Raw genomic sequence first — 19,306 nt, 5'->3', positions numbered from 1 at the left:
CACGACAGCGCTGGTGACCGCTCAGTGCCCGGTTCAGCCGCCGGCACGACGACGCCCCTCACCCGACATTCTGGTCCGGTGAGGGGCGTTGTGCGCCTACCGAGGGGGCCTCAGTCGAGACCCGAGTACGAGTGGAGGCCGTTGAAATAGACGTTGACGACGGTGAAGTTGAAGATCACCGAGGCGATGCCGATGATGTTGAGCACCGCCACCTTCGTCTTGCTCCAGCCGCGGGTCGCGCGGGCGTGCAGGTAGGCCGCGTAGATGACCCAGACGACGAAGGTCCAGATCTCCTTGGTGTCCCAACCCCAATAGCGGCTCCAGGCCACCTCGGCCCAGATCGCACCCGCGATGAGGGTGAAGGTCCAGGTGATGAAGCCGACGGCGGCAATGGTGTAGGAAGAGCGCTCGAGGTCGTCGCTGGCGGGCAGGCGGTGCATGAACCGCAGCCACTTCGGGTTCTTCGTCTCGTAGACGCTCTTGAGGATCTGGAACACGGCGAGGATCGCAGAGAGGTAGAGCAGCGAGGTCGAGAGGATCGCGATCGGCACGTGGATGGCGATCCAGTACGAGTCCAGAGCCGGGATGAGCTTGGCCGCCGGGGTGTAGAACACGGTGATCGCCAGGCCCAGGCACAGCAGCACACCACCGGACACGAACGTGCCCAGGTAGCGCACGTCCTTCTTCGTCAGCACAACGAGGTAGACGATGACAGTGATCGTCGTGGCCGTGAGGACGTACTCCATCATGTTGCCCCACGGCACGCGGGACACGGACAGGGCGCGAGTGAGCACAGCGGAGGCGTGCAGCAGGACAGCGAGGACCAACAACGAGGTGCCGATGCGGGCTCCGCGTCGACGGTTCGCCTTCCCGGAACCGGCCTTGCCGGAGGCCGCCTTCCCGGAACCGGCCTTCCCGACCTCCGACTGACCTGTCGAGGACCTATCCGAAACCTCCTCGGTGGACTCATCGTCGCCGGGACGGTCGAGGACCGCAGTGGTCGCGGTCTTCCGGTTCGTCCGACGCACCGAACTCGCCTTCGCCGGGCTCACGGCCTCGGTCTTGGCGGTCTTGAGTTCGCGCGATCCGAACAGGTCGAACGCATAGAAGATCATCGCGAAGGCATAGACGATCATCGCCGAGATGATCAGCTGGTTCGACCACATTGCGAGGTCAGTGTTGACGTCCATTCATCCTCCGCACCGTCAGGTGCTCTCATATCGCTCATTGTCGGCGTGCTCGTGTCCGAGCCCGCCGCCCTGTTGGGTGTGGTCTGGAACTCCGACACTCCGCGGCTATTCTACTCCGCGTAGTAGCAGAGTCTCATCTTTCGTCTTCGGCCCCGCCGTCGCCTTCGTCGGGTTCGGGGTCGCGCAGGTCCTTCACGAGGTCGGACACGGCGCGCTCGACCATCGGATCCTCACCGCGGGCCAGGGCGGCCACCTCGGCGTTTCCGTCCTTGATCCTCACCCACACGCGGCGGCGTGGAATGAACAGCGACAGTCCCAGACCGGCGAGCACGAGGATCGCGCTGATGAGCATGAGTGCCTGCGTCGGATCCTGCGAGATGTCGACTGAGATGTACTTCTTCACCCCGTCGAAGGTCACGGATCCACCGCCGGGCAGATCCTGGGTCTCGCCCTCGGCGAGCTGGATGATCAGCGGATTGCCGGAGTCATCGGTCATCTCGGTCATCTTGTCGGCATCGAGGGAGTACACCGACTGCGGGAGCCCGTCGTCGAGTCCGAGGTCGCCGGTGTATCCGCTCATCACCAGGTAGGGGTTGCGCAGCTCGGCGAAGCTCGAGACGAGTTCGCCCTTCTCGTTCTGCGATGCGGTCGGCAGGAAGACCCCGACGAAGCCCATCTGCGTGCCGGCCGAATCCGGGACCTTGATGACGCCCTCCGAGGTGTATCCGCCGTCGCCGCCGTCGGGAATGAATACCTGCGGCCCGGACTGGACGACGTTGCCCTGAGCGTCGCGCACGGTCACCTCGGGCGCGTAGCCGTTGCCCGTGAGGTAGACGCCGACGCCGTTGATGCGCACGGGCTTGTTGACCTCGAGTGTGTGCGATTCGGTCTTGCCCTCGGAGTTCGTCGTGACCTTCGCATCGAAGCTGCGCGGCTGCCCGAACTGATTGCCCGCCGCCTGATCGTCGAACTTCGAGGAGAAGCTGTCGAGCTTGAGGCGGAAGTCCGGCAGGTTGTCCGCATCGTAGTAGGAACCGGGAGTGAAGGAGTCGTAGGAGACCAGAGAGTTCGAGAACGTCTCCCCCTCGACGAGGATGCGCTGACCTTCGTAGCCGAAGAGCGAACCGATGGCCATCGTCAGGGTGGCCATGAGCAGGGCGACGTGGAAGACGAGGTTGCCCGTCTCCCGCAGATATCCGCGTTCGGCCGCCACATGGTCATCCCGCCGATTGATCCGGTACCCCGACTTCTTCAGCCGAGCCTCGGCCCGGTCGAGGAAGGCCTGATCGGCGGCCTCGCGACTGTCAGCCTCCCCCGTCGCCGAGGTGAAGGTGGCGTAGCCGGGCATCCGGCCCAGCCGCCTCGGTGCCTTGGGAGGGGCCGAGCGCATAGCCTTCCAGTGCTGCTTCGTGCGGGGGATGATGCAGCCGACGAGGGAGATCATCAGCAGCAGGTAGATCGCGGAGAACCAGACGGAGGAGTAGACGTCGAACATCTGGATGGTGTCGAGGAACGTCCCCCACGCGCCGTTGTTCTCCAGGAACGTGTTCACCCGCCCCGGATCCTGGATGCGCTGGGGCAGGAGGGAGCCGGGGATCGCTGCGAGGGCGAGGACGAGCAGCAGGATGAGCGCCACACGCATCGTCGTCAGCTGCGTCCACGCCCAGCGGCACATGCCGAAGAAACCCAGCTGAGGCTGCGTCACCTGAGGCTTCTGGCTCGCCGACTTCGTCTTCTCCGCCACTAGATCACCACTTCGAATCCATTGATCAGACCTTGCAGAGAGGTCATCCACATATTCCATACGCCGCTGGCCATGAGCACACCGAGGACGATGAGCATGATGCCTCCGGCGCGCACGATCGCAGTCTGGTGACTGCGCACCCATTCGAGCCGTCCGGCGCCCTTGTGGATCGCGACGGCCAGGATGATGAACGGGATTCCCAGCCCCAGGCAGTAGACGAACGCGAGCAGGGCGCCGCGCCAGATCATACCGTCGCCGCCGAAGCTCACCGACATGCTCAGCACCGCCGACAGCGTCGGTCCGACACAGGGTGCCCACCCGAGTGCGAAGGTGGCGCCGAGGACCGGTGCGCCCCACAGGCCCGCCTTCGGCCGCGCCCGGATCCGATGCTCATTCTGCAGCAGACCGAACCCGCCCATGAACACGAAACCGGCGATGATGACGACGACGCCGAGAATGCGCATGATCACCGACTGCCACTGCGAGAACAGCGCCCCGAGCGCCGAGAAGCTGGTGCCCAGCAGCACGAACACGACAGTGAAGCCGAGGACGAAGAGGCTGATGCCCACGACGACCCGCCACGTCTGCTTGTCCCGCAGCGAGGTGCCCGAGAGCCCGGTGACGTACCCGACGTAGCCAGGGACGAGCGGGAGCACGCACGGGGAGACGAAGGAGACGAGTCCCGCCAGTGCCGCGGCGCCGGCGGCCAGCAGCAGCGGACCGGAGAGAACCGTCTGGGCGAATTCCGCCCCGAGCCCGCTCACTCCGCCAGCACGTCCTCGACGAGGCCCTTGAGCGTCGATGCGTCGACCTCGCCGACGACGCGGGCAGCGGCTCGGCCCTTCGCATCGAGCACGACCGTCGACGGGGTCGCCTGCGGGGGCAGGACGCCGGAGAGGAGGGAGACCATCTCTCCGTTCGAGTCGAGCATGTTCGGATACGGGACCTGGTAGTTGCTGATGAATGCGTTGGCCGCGGCGGCCTGATCACGGACGTTGACGCCGATGAACTGAGCCTTGTCGCCGAACCCGTCGGCCACGGACTTGAGATCCGGTGCCTCTTTCCGACACGGCGGGCAGGCCGCGTACCAGAGGTTGATGACCACGGGGGTCGGGCGCAGATCAGCCAGGGACATCGACTTCCCGTCGAGGGTCTCGAAGCTCAAGTCCAAGGCTTCGCCGCGTTTGTCGACGGCGACCTGCGAGACCACTCCCGATCCGGAGACATAGCCTTGGTCGGACCCGGCCTGATCGGCCAGTTCGTCGTTCTCACTGCAAGCGCTGACCAGAACGGCCGTGCCGGCGGCGATGGCCGAAGCGAACAGGGTGCGGCGGTTCAGCGGGCTGCGACCGAAACTCATGCTCCTGCCACCGGGGTTCCGGGCTGCAGATCGGCACAGATGCTCTCATAACTCACGGTCACCAGTGTGGACGAGTCGAATGTGAAACTGGTGATAGAAGCCAGTTCACATTCGCGTCGGCGGGGGTCGTGGACGAGGGAACGCCCCTCCCCCGACAACCGCGTCATCCAGATCGGCAGCTGGTGGGAGACGATGACGCCTTCGGCCCCTGGACCGTGGCCGTCGAGCTTCGAGCGCAGGCTGGCCATCGCGGCGCGCATGCGCAGCACGATCTGCTTGTACGGTTCGCCCCACGACGGGGTCAGCGGGTTGTACAGACGCAGCAGGTTCTTCGGTTCGGCGAGGCGCCGGGCGTCGACCCTCTGCCCTTCGAACGAGTTCGCGGCTTCGATGACCCGGTCGTCGGTGAACACCGGCAGATCGAGCGTGCTCGCCAGCGGGGCGATCGTCTGCTGCGTCCGCAGCAGCGGAGAGGCGACGAGTTCGACCGGGGTCGTCGCCGCGGCGTCGAAGTGCTCGGCGACCCGGGCGGCCATCTCATGACCACGTTCGGTCAGCCCGAAGTGCGGCAGGCGGCCGTAGAGGATCTTCTCCGGGTTGTCGACCTCACCGTGCCTGACCAGGTGGATCGTGGTCATGCCTGTCCCTTCCCGGACTCCGGCACAGCGGCCGCGGCCTTCGCCGCCGCCGGCAGGGCGGAGACGATCCGGTCGAGGATCTCATCGGTGTGGGCGTAGGAGAGGAACCAGGCTTCGAAGGCGCTCGGCGGCATGTGGATGCCCTGGTCGAGCATGGCGTTGAAGAACGCGGTGTAGCGGTCGACGTTCTGTGCGCGTGCCTCGTCGTAGTTCGTCACGGCGCCGTCGGTGAAGAATACGGAGAACATCGAGTTCGCGGACTGGATGACGTGGGCGACGCCTTCGGCTTCGAGGCTGGCAGCGACGGCCTGGCGCAGAATGTCGGCGGCGCGGCCGATGTGCGAGTACACATCGAGCTCGGTCGTGAGCTTGAGCGTGGCGAGCCCGGCGGCGGTGGCCACGGGGTTCCCCGACAGGGTTCCCGCCTGGTAGACGGGCCCGGCCGGTGCCAGGTGCGCCATAACGTCGGCGCGACCGCCGAAGGCCGCCGCAGGGAATCCGCCGCCCATGACCTTGCCGAAGGTGAACAGATCGGCCGGTCCCTCGGGGTAGCCGAGGGCTTCGGATTCGTAGCCGTACCAGCCGGCTGCGGAGACGCGGAAACCGGTCATCACCTCGTCGCTGATCATCAGCGCACCGTGGGCCTTCGTCAACCGGCGGATGGTGTTGGTGAAGCCGTCGACCGGCGGCACGATGCCCATGTTTCCGGGGCTGGCCTCGGTGATCACGCAGGCGATGTCGTCGCCGTGTTCGGCGAACACGGCTTCGAGTCCGGCCGCATCGTTGTAGCCGACGACGATGGTGTCCTGGGCCTGCGCCCCCGTGACTCCCGGGGTGTCGGGCAGGGAGAAGGTGGCCAGACCGGATCCGGCCTGGGCGAGCAGCGAGTCGACGTGACCGTGGTAGCAGCCGGCGAATTTCACGACCTTGGACCGGCCGGTGCAGCCGCGGGCCAGGCGGATCGCGGACATGGTCGCCTCGGTGCCCGAGGACACCAGCCGCACCTGGTCGACGGGGTCGACGCGGGAGACGATCTCCTCGGCGAGTTCGACCTCACCGGTCGAGGGTGTGCCGAAGGAGAAGCCCTTGACCGCGGCCTGCTGCACGGCGGCGACGACCTCGGGGCGGGAGTGGCCCATGATCATCGGCCCCCACGAGCCGATGAGGTCGATGTAGTCGTTGCCGTCGGCGTCGCGCAGCCAGGCACCCGTGGCCTCGCTGATGAAGCGGGGGGTGCCGCCGACGGCCTTGAACGCTCGCACCGGGGAGTTGACTCCGCCGGGGATGACCGCCTCGGCGCGGGTGAAGAGTGCTGCTGACTGGTCGGTGACGTGAGCGTTCGTCTCTGCTGTCGTCATGGGGTCTCCTCTGAATCGTCGCGGGTCGTTGTGATCGCGGGAACGGTCGCGGGGGCGGGGCGCCTCACTGGCCGTCGATGTCGCGCATATGATCGTAGACCTTCGTGAAGATGCGGCCCAAGGTCGCCATCTCCTCGGGGTCGAGCAGGTCGACGAGGTGGGTCCGCACTCCCCCGACATGGTCCGGCGCCGCGGCCTGCAGCAGTTCCCATCCGGCCTCGGTCATCACGCAGTTGACGCCGCGTCCGTCCTCGGGGATGGCTGAGCGTTCGAGCAGTCCGCGCTTCTCCATCCGGGCCACGCTGTGGGTCAGCCGGGATCGGGACATCGTGGTGTCCGTGGCCAGCAGGGCCATGCGCATGGTCCGGTCCTCGTGCTCGGACAGACGCACGAGGATCTCGTACTCGGGCAGACCGATGCCGTGCTTGTCACGCAGCTCCTTATCGAGCTCCGCGGTGAGCAGCTGGGAGCCGTTGAGGTAACTGCGCCACGACTTCTGATCGACCGCGGTCAGCCAGCGGGGTTCGGCCATCACCGACTCCCGGCTGTGTGGGATCCGGTGGACTGGGGCCGGCCGAGCGTGCCGGCGGCCTCGACCTGGAGGCGCTGTGCGACCTCCGTGGCCCAGTAGGTGAGGATCGCATCGGAGCCGGCGCGCTTGAAGGCGATGAGGGACTCCTCGATCGCCCGTTGCCGGTCGATGGCTCCGGCCTGGGCGGCGAACTCGATCATCGCGTACTCCCCGGAGACCTGATAGGTCCACACCGGCACGATGGACTCCTGGGCCACCTCGGCGAGGACGTCGAGGTAGGGCAGCCCGGGTTTGACCATGACGACGTCCGCGCCTTCGGCGAGGTCGAGGCCGAGTTCCCGCAGCGCCTCGCGGCCGTTCGCGGGATCCTGCTGGTAGGTCTTCCGGTCACCCTGGAGTTCGGAGTCCACGGCTTCGCGGAAGGGTCCGTAGAACGCCGAGGCGTACTTCGCGGTGTAGCCCATGACGACGGTGTCGGTGAAGCCGGCGGCGTCGAGGGCCTCCCGGCAGTACGCGACCTGCCCGTCCATCATCCCGGAGAGTCCGAGCACCTGTGCGCCCGCCCGGGCTTGGGCCAGTGCCATCGAGGCGTAGCGGTCGAGCGTGGCGTCGTTGTCGACTCCCCCGGCGGAGTCGAGCACTCCGCAATGACCGTGGGAAGTGAATTCGTCGAGGCAGAGATCGGCCATGACGACCGTGTCCTCGCCGAGCTCGTCGGCGAGGAGTCGCAGCGCACGATTGAGGATGCCCTCAGGGTCATCGGCCTGGGAGCCGATCTCATCCTTGTGCTCGGGGATGCCGAAGAGCATGAGACCTCCGACTCCCGCAGCGACGGCCTCCCGCGCGGCGGCCAGCAGCGAGTCGAGGGTGTGTTGGACGACGCCCGGCATGCCCGACAGCGGCACGGGCTCGCTCAGGCCCTCCTTGACGAACATCGGCAGGATGAGGTCGGACGGGTGCAGCCGCACCTCGGACACGAGCCGGCGCAGTGCGGCGGTCGTGCGGAGGCGGCGGGGGCGGACGGTTCCGGGAACCAAAGTCATGTCAGGCCTTCCTTCTGCGGCGCTTCTGGCTCGGACGCTGCGGGGAGATCCCGGCGTCCACGTCTTCGGCCCGCTGGGTGAGTGCGTATTCGACGAGTCCGTCGATGAGCGAGGTGAGGTTGGCTTCCTCGGCGAGGACATCGACGCGCAGTCCGTGTTCGGCCGCGGTGTTCGCCGTCGCCGGTCCGATGCAGCAGATCACCGAGGTGGCTGCGGGCTTGCCGGCGATGCCGACGAGGTTGCGCACCGTCGACGAGGAGGTGAAGAGGAACGCGTCGAAGTCGCCGGCCTTGATCGATTCGCGGATCGGTGCCGGCGGCGGGGATGCCCGCACGGTGCGGTAGGCGGTGACGTCGTCGGGGTCCCAGCCCTTCTCCAGCAGGCCGGATACGAGCACCTCGGTGGCGATGTCGGCACGCGGCAGCAGCACGGTGTTCATCGGGTCGATGTCGTCGACGTAGTCCGGCCAGGCGGCGGCGAGCCCGCGGGCGGAGTGTTCGCCGTCGGGAACGAGGTCAGGGGTGATGCCCCAGTCGATCAGGGCGGCAGCGGTGCGGCCGCCGACGGCTGCGACCTTGACTCCGGCCATCGACCGGGAGTCGAGCCCGAAGTCCTCGAACCACATGCGCACGGCGCGGACCGCATTGACCGAGGTGAAGCCGACCCATTCGTAGGATCCGTCGACGAGGCCGCGGATGGCCTTCTCCATCTGCGTCGGGGTGCGTGGTGGCTGGACGGCGATGGTGGGGACGACGGTGCCGACGGCGCCGAGCTCGGCCAGCGCCTCGGCGGTGGAGGTTCCCTGTTCCTTCGTCCGCGGGATGAGCACCTGCCAACCGAAGAGCGGTTTGGATTCGAACCAGCTGAGCTCGCCTCGCGACTCGACTCCCTGTCCCATGATCACCACCATACGATCCGAACCTGTCTGCGCCATGGACAGCGCCTGCTTCAGGGTCGTCTCCACGCTCGTCTGCTCGATCGTGGAGATCCCCCAGCCCAGCAGCACCTTCGTGTCCTCGTCCCAGCCGTCGGCGAGCAGAGCGCTGATGGCCTGTTCGTGGGCGGCGGCTGTGCCGGTGAGCACATGGGAGGTGTTGCGGTGGCGGGAGACGTCGACATGGGTCTGCGGTCCGGCTTCGATGAAGCGCACGGACCGCACCCGGCTCGTCGTCAGGGCGGTGCCGGTGTAGGCGGCGGTCGATGCGGACAGCCCGACTCCGGGCACGATCTCGACCTCGACATCGGCCTTGCGGCACACGGCGGCCTCGGCGGTGGTGTTCGTGAAGATCAGACCGTCGTCGGAGCACAGCCGCACGACGGTGTTGTCGGGCCGGGCGAGGTCGGCGAGCTTGCGACCGCGGGTCGACGCGGCGGCGCCGAGGTCGGCGGCGTCGATGAGCTTCGCGGCCTGCGGCACGTAGGCAGTGACGATCTCCGAGTGGACATCGGCGTCGTAGACGACGGTCTCAGCGGTGGCGAGGATCTCGGCTCCGCGCATGGTCATCAGGCCCGATTCTCCGGGTCCGCTGCCGATGAAGACGACTCGGGGTGCGGCGGGCAGGAGTCGGCGCGGTTGGACCTGACCGCTCGGAGGTGTGGTGTTCATCCCTGCTCCTGTGCCTTGACGGGGGTGAGGTGATCGGCGCTGGCGGCCGGGTCGATGCCGAGGCGATCGAGGAGGTCTTCGGCCGCTGCGGTGCCGAGTTCATCGGCGACGCGGGCGAGTTCCTTCGCCGTGACGCTCAGCTGCTGGGCGGTGTCGGTCGACCAGTCGGCGTCGGGGACGACGGGCAGGTGGGTGCTCTGTCGGGTGCGGGCCAGGTGCCCGTCGTCATCGGCCATCACGGCGTCGACGATGAACCGGTCGCCTTCGATCTTCGCCAGCGCCCCGATGGGTGCCGAGCATCCTGCCTCGGCGCGGGAGAGGATGGCGCGTTCGCAGGTCACGGCCAGGTCGGTGGACTGATCGTGGAGGCGCATGAGGGCGGCGCGCACCTCGGCGTCGGCGTTGAGGATGTCCTCGGTGCCGGCGTACGAGCTGTCGGCGCTGCGGGTCTCCACGGCCAGGGCTCCCTGGCCCGGTGCCGGGAGCATGACGTCGAAGTCGAGGATGTCGGTGGCCTCGGCCAGGCGGCCGATCCGGCGGACCCCGGCGGAGGCGAGCACGACGGCGTCGAGGCGGCCGTCGCGGACGTGGCCGATGCGAGTGTCGACGTTGCCGCGCACTCCTCTGACCTCGATGTCCGGACGGGCAGCCTGAATCTGCACGGCCCGCCGGGGCGAACCGGTGCCGATGACCGAACCGGCGGGCAGTTCGGCAAGGCTGAGACCGTCACGGCCGATGAGCACATCGGCAGGGTCGACGCGGGGTGGGATGGCGGCCATCTGGATGCCCGCCTCGGGGGTGGTGGGCAGGTCCTTGAGCGAGTGGACGGCGAGGTCGATCGTGCCCTGGTGCAGGGCCTGGCGGACGGCGGAGACGAAGACTCCGGTGCCGCCGAAGCCGGCGAGCGGGGACATGTTGACGTCGCCTTCGGTGACGACCTCGACGATTTCGACGCGCCACCCGGTCAGCGCGGCGAGCTGGTGGGCGATCGCCGTGGACTGGGACCGGGCCAGCTGGGACCGACGGGTACCCAGGCGCACGGTGCGTCCGCTGAAGTGTTCGGGTTCGACGATGTCGAGGGTGTGATCAGCCACCGGACGGATGCCGTCGGCCTCGACGTGGTGGGCGCTGGCGGCCTTCGCGACCTTCGTCTCCGCGGGTGTCTTCGCGTGGGCGACCTTGTTCACGGGCAGGTCGAAGAGCTGCATGAGCGCCTGCGCATAGTCGACCTCGGATTCGCTCACGGCCAGTTCCTTGACCTTCACGGTCGGGGTGTGGATCAGCTTCTCGGCCACCCGGTGCAGCGACTTGCGGATCTCGGCGAAGGACTTCTCGTCGACGTTGTCCCCGAGCTTCTTCTCCAACCGCTGCGTCTCGGTGGCGAGCACGTCCTTGGCGTGGGAGCGCAGCGCGGTCACGGTCGGGGCGACGGCGCGCTCTTTGTTGCCGGTGGCGATGTTCTCGAGCTCCCCGGAGATGATGGCGCGGACCTGTTCGACGGTGTGCACGACCTTTGCATCGCGTTCCTTGTCGGACCCCCTGAGCAGGTCGCGGATCTCGCCGAGGCCGAACAGGGCGACGTGTTCGAACTCGCGGACGCTGGGGTCGATGTCGTGCGGCAGGGCGAGGTCGATGAAGGCCTTATTCGCCGCGCCCTTGGGGTTCTGGGACAGGCCGGCGACGATGTCGTCGCGGGTGACGACGACTCCGCGCGCACCGGTGCAGGAGACGATGAGGTCGGCGTCGGCGATCTCCTCGGCCATCACACGAGGGGTGAGTTCGCGGGCACGTCCGCCCACCTCGGCGACGAGGCGTTCGGCCTTGTCGAGGGTGCGGTTGAGCACGGTGATGCGGCCGACGCCCTCCTTATGGAGTCCGGAGACGACGAGACCGGACATGGCGCCGGCACCGATGACCAGGGTGCTGGCAGCGCGGAGGGAGCCGATATGCGCCGCCGACGCTTCGAGGGCCGCGCCGAACAGCGACCGGGCGACCTCGCCGAGGTCGGTCTCCGAATGGGCTCGCTTGCCCACCCGCAGCGCCTGCTGGAGGGCGTGGGAGAGTTCCGAGGTCAGGGCCTGGTCCGTCTGCGAATCGGTGAACGACGACCGCAGCTGGCCGAGGATCTGGGCTTCACCGATGGCCATCGAATCGAGCCCGCAGGCGACCTTGAGCAGGTGTTCCATGGCCTGGTTGTCGTAGTGGGCGTAGAAGTGCCCGGCGATGTCGGACCATTCCTTGTCGATCGAGGACACCAGGGCGTTGCCGAGATCGGCCAGTCCCCCGTGGAAGGCGGTGACGTCGGCGATGAGTTCGAGGCGGTTGCACGTCGAGAGCACGGCGAGACCGTCGACGTTCTCACCTGCCAGGGCGTCCCTGCGCAGGGATTCGACTTCGCCGGCGCCGAAGGCCAGCCGATCGAGCATGTCGATGGGAGCCGACTGATGCGAAATGCCGAGAACCAAGAGAGTCAATTCCTGTGCTCCTCAAAACCAGGGTTGAGCGGTGCCGTGTCCAGCGCCGAATAGTATGCGAGTACTTGCAGCTCACTGGCCAGATCGACTTGGTGGACACGCACGGTGTCCGGCGCGTCGAGCACGGTGGGCGAGAAGTTGAGAATGCCGCGCACTCCCGCCTCGACGGCGGTGCGGGCGGCGGCCGGTGCCGCAGAAGCGGGGACGGCCATGACCACGAGGTCGATGTGTTCGGGCCAGCTGGCCAGCTCGTCGAGGGACGAGACCGTGAGCGAGCCGATGGTGGTGCCGATCTTCTCTTCGTCGATGTCGAACACGGCCGTCAGGCGCAGGCCGCGGCGGCGGAATCCGGCATAGTCGGCGAGAGCGGAGCCGAGGCGACCGGCCCCGATGATGGCGACGCTGCGGTCGCGGTCGAGGCCGAGGAAAGTGCGCAGCGTCGCTGCCAGCTCCGGGCAGGAGTAGCCGACCCCGCGCGTTCCCGACCGGCCCAGTTGGGACAGGTCCTTGCGCAGGATCGATGGGGAGACGCCACTGCGCGCGGCAAGGTCCTCCGATGACACGGTGTCCTGACCGGTCGCGGCGATGGTCTCGACGGTCTGCAGGTAGATCGGGAGTCGGGAGATCACGCGTTCGGGTACGTCCTTGCGAACGACACCCTCAATCCTGTTGGCGGACAGAATCTCGCCCACGAATCCGCCTCACTCCTTCAATCGATCTCATGCGCCCAGAGCGCTCAAGGCCCTGGACAGCCGATCCCTGTCGACTCTGTGGAAACTGTGCTGGCGCCCGTTGAGCAGCACGACGGGAACATCCCAGCCGTACTGTCCGGCCAGGTCCTCGTCGGTGTCGATGTCGATCTCGCTCACGTTCACGTCTCTGCCGGTCGCCACCTCGGTGACGGTCTCGCGCGCGAGCGCGCAGAGATGGCAGTCGACGCGCGTGAGGAAGGTCAGCTCGACCATGGCTCACTCCTCATCGGGTGCAACAAACCCCGCCGAGAAATCACTCGAGCGGGGGCGTAGGACCGTTGGGTCTTACTTCTTGTTACGACGCTGGTGACGTGTCTTGCGAAGCTGCTTGCGGTGCTTCTTCTTCGACATACGCTTGCGGCGCTTCTTGATGACTGAGCCCACGCGGGTACCCCTTGTGCTTGTCGGTGGAGGGTGAACTTCAGGTGCCCACCCATTGAACTAACCGTGCAATTCTATCGCTTGGCCGCCTGCTTTCCCAAAACTGTGTCGAGATCCACAGCGCTCGCACCGACCATCCGCGCAGGCTCGCGGATCAGTCGAAGTACGGGTCGAGGGCGAAGAAGGGGAAGAGGTTCTTCCGGGTGCCCATCACGGCCCGGTCGAGTTCGGCCTCCGGGTCGAATCCCTTCGACCACGGTTCGAACTCACCGTCGAATCCGTCGGTCATCGACAGCGGTGCCTCCCGGCCGGTCTTCGTCTGCGCGTAGTCGGCCCACCGTCCGGGGATCCTCGCGCTCGGGTCGATGTCGAGGCCGGCGGAGATGGCCAGCAGGTTCGTCCAGGCGCGGGGGACGACGTCGATGATCGCGTAGCCGCCACCTCCGACGGACAGCCATTTTCCATCGGCGTGGTCCTCGGCCAGACGGCGGACCCGCTGCGCGGCGATGCGCATGGCGTCCACGCTCAGACGCATATGCGTAAGCGGGTCGGCCCGGTGGCCGTCGCAGCCGTGCTGGGAGACGATGATCTGCGGTTCGAAGGCCGCGACGACCTGCGGGACCGTGGCGTCGAAGGCCCGCAGCCAGTCCGCATCGCCGGTGCGCGGAGGCAGGGCGATATTCATCGCCGAGGCGGCCGCCTTCAGTCCTCCGATCTCGGCAGGGAACCCGGTGCCGGGGAAGAGGTACTTCCCCGATTCGTGGATCGAGATCGTGAGCACCCGGGGGTCGTCCCAGAAGAACTTCTCCACCCCGTCGCCGTGATGGGCGTCGAGGTCGAGGTAGACGATGCGCTCGTAGCCTGCGTCGAGGAATTCGGTGATGGCCCCGGCCGCGTCGTTGTACACGCAGAAGCCGCTGGCCTTCTCCGGCATCGCGTGGTGCATTCCCCCGCAGAAATTCACCGCGCGTCTGTAGCCGCCGGAGATGATCGCGTTCGCGGCGTCGATGCTGCCTTGGAACAGCAGCGCCGAGGCGGTGTGCATGTTCTCGAAGCCGGGCACATCCTCGGTGCCGATCCCGTACCGGTGCGCATCCTCCTCGCCCAGGCCTTCGTCGGTTCCGGCCTGCCGGACGGCGGCGATGTAGTCGGGTTCGTGGAGGAGGGCGAGTCTGGCCTCGTCGATTCTGCTGATCGGGTGCACGTGGACGTTGTCGGCGTCGAAGAGGTCGAAGTCCATGGCGAGCTTCGCCGTGAGGTCGAGTCTGAGCGGGTGCATGGGGTGGCTGGGGCCGAAGTTGTAACCGGTCACCGCGTCATCCCAGACGACATACACATCATTTTCGGCCATGGGCACCATGCTATATGGCGCACCTCACTTGCGCCGATTCGGAGGCGCACGGATCTACCATGGTGCTTGTGCCCAAGAATTCCACACAGCGCTACGACCGGCTGCTGCGGCCCGGCCGGTGGGTTCGCGACTTCGTCGACGACCTCGCCGTCGCCTCCCCCGCCCGGTTGGCGATCGGCTCGTTCGTCGGGGTCGTCGCCTGCTTCGCGATCCTGCTGATGCTGCCGGCGAGCATGCGCCATCCGGGTTCGGTGGATCAGGCCACGCACATTGCGAACTCCGTCTTCGTCGCCGTCTCGGCCGTCTGCGTGACGGGGCTGACCCCGGTGGTCACGGAGGAGTACTGGTCGGATTTCGGGATCTCCGTCATCACCGCCGGCATCCAGGTCGGCGGACTCGGGATCCTCACCCTCGCCTCGGTGCTGGGGATGGCGGTCTCACGCCGGTTGGGAGTCCGGCAGCGCCTCATCGCTCAGCAGGCCACCTCGGCGCTCAATCTCGGTCAGGTCGGCACCCTGCTCAAGACGGTCGTGATCACGATCGTCACCGCCGAGGCGATCCTCGCTCTGCTGATGTTCCCGCGCTTCCTCATCCGTGGGGAATCGCTCGGCGATGCCACCTGGTATTCGGTCTTCTACTCGATCTCGGCGTTCAACAACGCCGGGTTCACCATCCATCCCGGCGGCGGGGCGTACTTCGCCTCGGATCCGTGGATCCTGTCCCTGCTGATGCTGGGAGTGTTCGTCGGCGCACTGGGCTTCCCGGTGGTGCTCATGATCGCGATGTTCTGGAATCGGCCGTCGAAATGGGATCTGCACACGAAGCTGACTCTGACGACCACGACGACGGTGCTCGCGATCGGGCTACTCCTGTTGGCGCTCTTCGAGTCGGCGAATCCGGCGACGCTCGGCGACAAGAACGCCGGTCACACCTTCGTCGAGGTCCTGTTCATGGCGGTGATGCCGCGGTCCGGCGGATTCTCGACGATGGAGATCGCGGACATGAGTCAGGCCTCGCATCTGCTCATGGATCTGATGATGTTCATCGGCGGCGGTTCGTCGTCGACGGCCGGCGGAATCAAGGTCACCACCGTGGCGGTGCTCGTCCTGGCGGCTTTCGCCGAGGCCAGGGGCCTGCAGGACGTGCACGTGTTCGGTCGGAGGCTGACCGCCTCGACGATCAAACTCTCGATCTCGATCCTGCTCACCGGTGCCCTCATCGTCTTCGTGGGCACGCTGGCGATGCTGCAGATCAGCGCGGAGCCGCTCGACCGGGTGCTGTTCGAGGTGATCTCGGCCTTCGGCACCGTCGGCTTGAGTTCGGGGGTCTCGGCGGCCGCGCCGAATTCGGGGCTGTACGTGCTGTCGGTGATCATGCTCATCGGACGACTCGGTACGATTACACTTGCGGCGGCGCTGTCCATGCAGGACTCCGCTCGCCTGTACCGCTATCCCGAGGAAAGGCCGGTCGTTGGCTAACGAACACACCTCCATCCTGGTCGTCGGTCTGGGACGCTTCGGATCCTCGACGGCGGCCACGCTGGCCAAACTGGGCCGCGAGGTGATGGCGATCGAACACAATCCCGAACTGGTCAAGGACTGGAGCGGCAAGCTCACTCACGTCGTCGAGGCGGATTCGACGAACATCGACGCGCTGCGACAGGTCGGCGCGGGCGACTTCTCGACCGCGGTCGTCGGGATCGGCACCTCGATCGAGGACAGCGTGCTCACCACGGCCAACCTCGTCGACCTCGGTGTCGGGCAGGTGTGGGCGAAGGCGATCTCTCCCGCACACGGCAAGATCCTCCACCGCATCGGCGCCCACCACGTGCTCTACCCCGAGTCGGATGCGGGCAGGCGCGTGGCCCACCTGGTCAGCTCGCGGATGATGGAGTACATCGAATTCGACGAGGGTCATTTCGCGGTGGTCAAGATGCGCCCACCGCGGGAGATACAGGGCTTCACGCTCAGCGAGTCCGGTGTCCGCGACAAGTACGGCGTGACGATCGTGGGCATCAAGAGCCCCGGCCGCGACTTCACCTACGCCGATCCCACGACGCGAGTCGGCAAGCAGGACCTGCTCATCGTCGCCGGCCACGTCGAGCTGCTCGGACGCTTCGCCGGCCGCCCGTAGGGGGCGGGAGGTCCGCCCGCAGGGGGCCGCCCGTAGAGGGTTCGCCCGCAGGGGGCTGGGCTGAGCCATAGCTCCCCACGGGTCGCCCGAGCCTGCTCCCCGGCCCATGACCCTGCTCTCCGAACCATGACCCTGCCGCCATGGCCGCATCACGTCTGGCCTACTTGTGCCCTACGCAGCGAACGGTACTGGTTTCTCGGAACCACTCACGTTCTTCCGTGTGCTTTTCAGAGAAACCAGTGCCATTTCGCGGATTGCGGTTCGACGCTACGACCTGAAGTTCGTGTCCCGCCGCAGCCCACGTAGCTTCCATAAAGCTACAGCTCGCGGGCAGAAAGAGAGCGGGCGACGGGAATCGAACCCGCGTCATCGGCTTGGGAAGCCGAAGCTTTACCATTAAGCTACGCCCGCAGGCCACCTCGGCGAGGTTGCATCGTTGCAGGTGAAACCCGGCAACAACGATCCGCGACGGTGGACTCCGCTCAGTCTACATCCTCGCCGGACCTGCCGAGAACGCAGGCTGCCGCCATCTGCGCAGACAGCGCACCCGACCACCCGAGGCAACGCTGGAGGGGGCGGCCGAAGCCACCCCCTCAAACTGTGCCGTCCGGGCCCGGCCCCCACCACACGGTCGGGTCACGGACCAATCAGTGCTCGACAGCCTCCTCGGCGCCGAACCCGGTGTGGGCACGGACGTCCATTTCCGCGGCGAGCTCGGGACTCTCCACTGTCCGGTCGGTGATCGAGGCGATCCAGCCGAGGATGAAGCCGAGCGGGATCGAGATGATTCCCGGGTTCGACAGTGGGAAGATCGCGAAATCGGCACCCGGGATCATCGCGGTCTCGGAACCGGAGACGACCGGCGAGAACGCGATGAGCACCATCGCCGAGATCAGCCCGCCGTAGATCGACCACACCGCACCGCGGGTGGTGAAGCGCTTCCAGAACAGCGAGTACACGATCGTCGGCAGGTTCGCACTAGCGGCCACGGCGAAGGCCAGGGCCACGAGGAACGCGATGTTCTGACCCTGCACGCCGATGCCGCCGATGATGGCCACGGCGCCGATGACGATGACTGTCCGGCGGGCGATCTTGACCTCGGCCTCGGAGTCCTCGACCTTGCCCTTCTTGATGACGTTCGCGTAGATGTCGTGGGCGAAGGAGGCCGCAGCGGTGATCGCCAGACCTGCCACGACCGCGAGGATCGTCGCAAAGGCGACAGCGGATATGAAGCCCATGAGGATGGGCCCGCCGAGGTGGAGCGCCAACAGTGGTGCCGCCGAGTTCACTCCCCCGGGTGCCGCCGCGATCTCATCGGCTCCGACGAGCGCCGCCGCACCGTAGCCGAGCACGAGGGTGAAGAGATAGAAGGCGCCGATGAGCCAGATCGCCCACACGACGGACCGACGCGCTTCCTTCGCCGTGGGGACGGTGTAGAAGCGCATGAGCACGTGCGGCAGACCCGCGGTTCCGAGCACGAGTGCCAACGCCAGTGAGATGAAATCGAGCGGGTTCTCCCCGTATTGCAGGCCGGGGTTGAGGACCCCGTCCCCGACACCTTCCGCAGCGTTCTCCACCGCGGAGGCCAAGAGTGTCGAGAGGTTGAAGCCGTTGAGCGCGAGCACCCAGATGGTCATCGCGCCGGCACCGGCGATGAGCAGGATCGCCTTGACGATCTGCACCCACGTGGTGCCCTTCATTCCGCCGACGAGGACGTAGATGATCATCAGGGCGCCCACGACGGCGATGACGAGCGATTGACCGACCTTGCCGTCGATTCCCATGAGCAGGGACACGAGGCCACCGGCGCCGGCCATCTGCGCAAGCAGGTAGAAGAAGCACACCGCCAGAGTCGACAGCGCCGCGGCCATCCGCACGGGACGCTGCTTGAGGCGGAACGAGAGCACATCGGCCATGGTGAACTTGCCCGTGTTGCGCATGAGCTCGGCAACGATGAGCAGGGCGACGAGCCAGGCGACGAGGAAGCCGATCGAATAGAGGAACCCGTCATAGCCGTTGACAGCGATGGCACCGCAGATGCCGAGGAATGACGTCGCCGAGAGGTAGTCCCCCGAGATCGCGAAGCCGTTCTGCGGTCCGGTGAAGGATCGGCCGCCGGCGTAGTAGTCGGATGCGGACTTGTTGTTGCGGCTCGCCCTCAGCACGATGAACATCGTCACCGCGACGAAGGCGGCGAAGATCGTGATGTTGAGGACGGGGTTGTTCTCGACTTCGGTCGTGGCAGCGCTGAGGAAGTCCACCCCCGACGCGAAAATGTCGCTGATTGCCGGTGTGCTCATGAGGGACGTCCTTCCGATTCGGCCTGGAGACGTTCACGGATCGCTTCGGCCGGAGGGTCGAGCTTCTTATTGGCGAACGAGACGTAGAACATCGTGATCGCGAATGTCGTGACGAACTGCAGCAGTCCGAAGACGAGGCCGATGTTGATCTCCCCCACGACCTTCGTGGACATGAAGTCATGTGCGTACGTGCTGAGGATGACGTAGAGGAAGTACCAGACGAGGAAGGCGATGGACAGCGGTATCACCACCGAGAACCTCTTGCGTTTGAGCGCTTTGAACTCAGGGCTCTCCTCCTCGGCGAGGAAGTCAACCCCGGTGTTGACAGAGTCGGTCATTTGTTCTCCTTTGAATGGACAGAACTTCAGTGTCCTGAATCACATGACCCAAAGGTAACGTTCAGTATGCGCTAGGGAATACCACCGAAAGTTGGTAGCTTGTTCA

General features: G+C 66.5%; 18 protein-coding genes and 1 tRNA gene. 2 read left to right on the top strand and 17 right to left on the bottom strand.

Annotation, left to right across the window (positions count from 1 at the left end; translation table 11 throughout):
- Positions 1-110: 110 nt before the first annotated feature.
- The 14 genes from ccsB to GUY23_RS05630 form a co-directional block, all read right to left on the bottom strand.
- Positions 111-1,190: a c-type cytochrome biogenesis protein CcsB gene (gene ccsB / locus GUY23_RS05695; protein WP_166970501.1), complete on the bottom strand. Its 1,080-nt coding sequence runs from the start codon at positions 1,188-1,190 to the stop codon at positions 111-113.
- Positions 1,191-1,323: 133 nt separating this feature from the next.
- Entirely contained in the window at positions 1,324-2,895 is a 1,572-nt protein-coding gene (resB, locus tag GUY23_RS05690; protein ID WP_228282755.1) for a cytochrome c biogenesis protein ResB, read from the bottom strand.
- Between the two features lie 38 nt (positions 2,896-2,933).
- The gene (locus tag GUY23_RS05685; RefSeq protein ID WP_166970500.1) at positions 2,934-3,698 is read right to left on the bottom strand and encodes a cytochrome c biogenesis CcdA family protein; all 765 of its coding nucleotides are present in this window, start codon (positions 3,696-3,698) and stop codon (positions 2,934-2,936) included.
- Complete coding sequence (locus tag GUY23_RS05680; RefSeq protein ID WP_166970499.1) at positions 3,695-4,294, bottom strand: TlpA family protein disulfide reductase; 600 nt, start codon at positions 4,292-4,294, stop codon at positions 3,695-3,697. Before GUY23_RS05680 ends, GUY23_RS05685 begins: the two co-directional genes overlap by 4 nt.
- Entirely contained in the window at positions 4,291-4,932 is a 642-nt protein-coding gene (locus GUY23_RS05675) for a histidine phosphatase family protein (RefSeq protein ID WP_166970498.1), read from the bottom strand. Before GUY23_RS05675 ends, GUY23_RS05680 begins: the two co-directional genes overlap by 4 nt.
- Entirely contained in the window at positions 4,929-6,290 is a 1,362-nt protein-coding gene (gene hemL / locus GUY23_RS05670) for a glutamate-1-semialdehyde 2,1-aminomutase (RefSeq protein ID WP_166970497.1), read from the bottom strand. Before hemL ends, GUY23_RS05675 begins: the two co-directional genes overlap by 4 nt.
- A gap of 64 nt (positions 6,291-6,354) precedes the next feature.
- On the bottom strand, positions 6,355-6,822 hold the full coding sequence (locus GUY23_RS05665) for a MarR family winged helix-turn-helix transcriptional regulator (RefSeq protein WP_166970495.1): 468 nt from the start codon (positions 6,820-6,822) through the stop codon (positions 6,355-6,357).
- Complete coding sequence (gene hemB / locus GUY23_RS05660; protein ID WP_166970493.1) at positions 6,822-7,865, bottom strand: porphobilinogen synthase; 1,044 nt, start codon at positions 7,863-7,865, stop codon at positions 6,822-6,824. Before hemB ends, GUY23_RS05665 begins: the two co-directional genes overlap by 1 nt.
- 1 nt (position 7,866) lies before the next feature.
- Positions 7,867-9,471, bottom strand: a complete 1,605-nt coding sequence (locus tag GUY23_RS05655; RefSeq protein ID WP_166970491.1) for a bifunctional uroporphyrinogen-III C-methyltransferase/uroporphyrinogen-III synthase — start codon at positions 9,469-9,471, stop codon at positions 7,867-7,869.
- The gene (gene hemA, locus GUY23_RS05650) at positions 9,468-11,945 is read right to left on the bottom strand and encodes a glutamyl-tRNA reductase (protein WP_166970489.1); all 2,478 of its coding nucleotides are present in this window, start codon (positions 11,943-11,945) and stop codon (positions 9,468-9,470) included. Before hemA ends, GUY23_RS05655 begins: the two co-directional genes overlap by 4 nt.
- Positions 11,942-12,637, bottom strand: coding sequence for a redox-sensing transcriptional repressor Rex (locus tag GUY23_RS05645; RefSeq protein ID WP_166970487.1), 696 nt, complete (start codon positions 12,635-12,637; stop codon positions 11,942-11,944). Before GUY23_RS05645 ends, hemA begins: the two co-directional genes overlap by 4 nt.
- Positions 12,638-12,664: 27 nt before the next feature.
- Positions 12,665-12,910: a glutaredoxin family protein gene (locus tag GUY23_RS05640; RefSeq protein WP_166970485.1), complete on the bottom strand. Its 246-nt coding sequence runs from the start codon at positions 12,908-12,910 to the stop codon at positions 12,665-12,667.
- A gap of 72 nt (positions 12,911-12,982) precedes the next feature.
- Positions 12,983-13,081 (bottom strand): 30S ribosomal protein bS22, encoded by a 99-nt coding sequence (locus GUY23_RS05635; protein ID WP_009882927.1) that lies wholly within the window; start codon positions 13,079-13,081, stop codon positions 12,983-12,985.
- 151 nt (positions 13,082-13,232) lie between these two features.
- Complete coding sequence (locus tag GUY23_RS05630) at positions 13,233-14,429, bottom strand: acetoin utilization protein AcuC (RefSeq protein ID WP_228282754.1); 1,197 nt, start codon at positions 14,427-14,429, stop codon at positions 13,233-13,235.
- A gap of 59 nt (positions 14,430-14,488) precedes the next feature.
- On the opposite strand from GUY23_RS05630, the gene GUY23_RS05625 reads away from it, so the two are divergent.
- Positions 14,489-15,907, top strand: coding sequence for a TrkH family potassium uptake protein (locus GUY23_RS05625; RefSeq protein WP_228282753.1), 1,419 nt, complete (start codon positions 14,489-14,491; stop codon positions 15,905-15,907).
- The gene (locus GUY23_RS05620; protein ID WP_166970480.1) at positions 15,900-16,562 is read left to right on the top strand and encodes a potassium channel family protein; all 663 of its coding nucleotides are present in this window, start codon (positions 15,900-15,902) and stop codon (positions 16,560-16,562) included. Before GUY23_RS05625 ends, GUY23_RS05620 begins: the two co-directional genes overlap by 8 nt.
- Positions 16,563-16,902: 340 nt before the next feature.
- On the opposite strand, the gene GUY23_RS05615 is transcribed toward GUY23_RS05620, so the two are convergent.
- The 3 genes from GUY23_RS05615 to GUY23_RS05605 all read right to left on the bottom strand — a co-directional run bounded on the left by GUY23_RS05615 (position 16,903) and on the right by GUY23_RS05605 (position 19,200).
- Positions 16,903-16,973: transfer RNA gene (locus tag GUY23_RS05615), tRNA-Gly, on the bottom strand.
- A gap of 236 nt (positions 16,974-17,209) precedes the next feature.
- Positions 17,210-18,862, bottom strand: coding sequence for a solute symporter family protein (locus tag GUY23_RS05610; protein WP_208085486.1), 1,653 nt, complete (start codon positions 18,860-18,862; stop codon positions 17,210-17,212).
- Positions 18,859-19,200 carry a DUF485 domain-containing protein gene (locus GUY23_RS05605; RefSeq protein WP_166970478.1) on the bottom strand — a complete coding sequence of 114 codons (342 nt, stop codon included), beginning with the start codon at positions 19,198-19,200 and terminating at the stop codon, positions 18,859-18,861. The genes GUY23_RS05610 and GUY23_RS05605 overlap by 4 nt, the downstream gene beginning before the upstream one ends.
- Between the last annotated feature and the right edge of the window lie 106 nt (positions 19,201-19,306).

The organism is Brevibacterium atlanticum (assembly GCF_011617245.1).
Taxonomy (GTDB): Bacteria; Actinomycetota; Actinomycetes; order Actinomycetales; family Brevibacteriaceae; genus Brevibacterium; species Brevibacterium atlanticum.
This window is presented reverse-complemented; position numbering and strand designations above follow the sequence as displayed.

Coding starts and splice junctions, on each gene's coding strand:
- hemL (WP_166970497.1), bottom strand. CDS start 6,290: ATGACGACAGCAGAGACGAACGCTCACGTCACCGACCAGTCAGCAGCA.
- GUY23_RS05680 (WP_166970499.1), bottom strand. CDS start 4,294: ATGAGTTTCGGTCGCAGCCCGCTGAACCGCCGCACCCTGTTCGCTTCG.
- GUY23_RS05630 (WP_228282754.1), bottom strand. CDS start 14,429: ATGGCCGAAAATGATGTGTATGTCGTCTGGGATGACGCGGTGACCGGT.
- hemB (WP_166970493.1), bottom strand. CDS start 7,865: ATGACTTTGGTTCCCGGAACCGTCCGCCCCCGCCGCCTCCGCACGACC.
- GUY23_RS05625 (WP_228282753.1), top strand. CDS start 14,489: ATGGTGCTTGTGCCCAAGAATTCCACACAGCGCTACGACCGGCTGCTG.
- GUY23_RS05655 (WP_166970491.1), bottom strand. CDS start 9,471: ATGAACACCACACCTCCGAGCGGTCAGGTCCAACCGCGCCGACTCCTG.
- GUY23_RS05675 (WP_166970498.1), bottom strand. CDS start 4,932: ATGACCACGATCCACCTGGTCAGGCACGGTGAGGTCGACAACCCGGAG.
- ccsB (WP_166970501.1), bottom strand. CDS start 1,190: ATGGACGTCAACACTGACCTCGCAATGTGGTCGAACCAGCTGATCATC.
- GUY23_RS05640 (WP_166970485.1), bottom strand. CDS start 12,910: ATGGTCGAGCTGACCTTCCTCACGCGCGTCGACTGCCATCTCTGCGCG.
- GUY23_RS05665 (WP_166970495.1), bottom strand. CDS start 6,822: ATGGCCGAACCCCGCTGGCTGACCGCGGTCGATCAGAAGTCGTGGCGC.
- GUY23_RS05610 (WP_208085486.1), bottom strand. CDS start 18,862: ATGAGCACACCGGCAATCAGCGACATTTTCGCGTCGGGGGTGGACTTC.
- GUY23_RS05605 (WP_166970478.1), bottom strand. CDS start 19,200: ATGACCGACTCTGTCAACACCGGGGTTGACTTCCTCGCCGAGGAGGAG.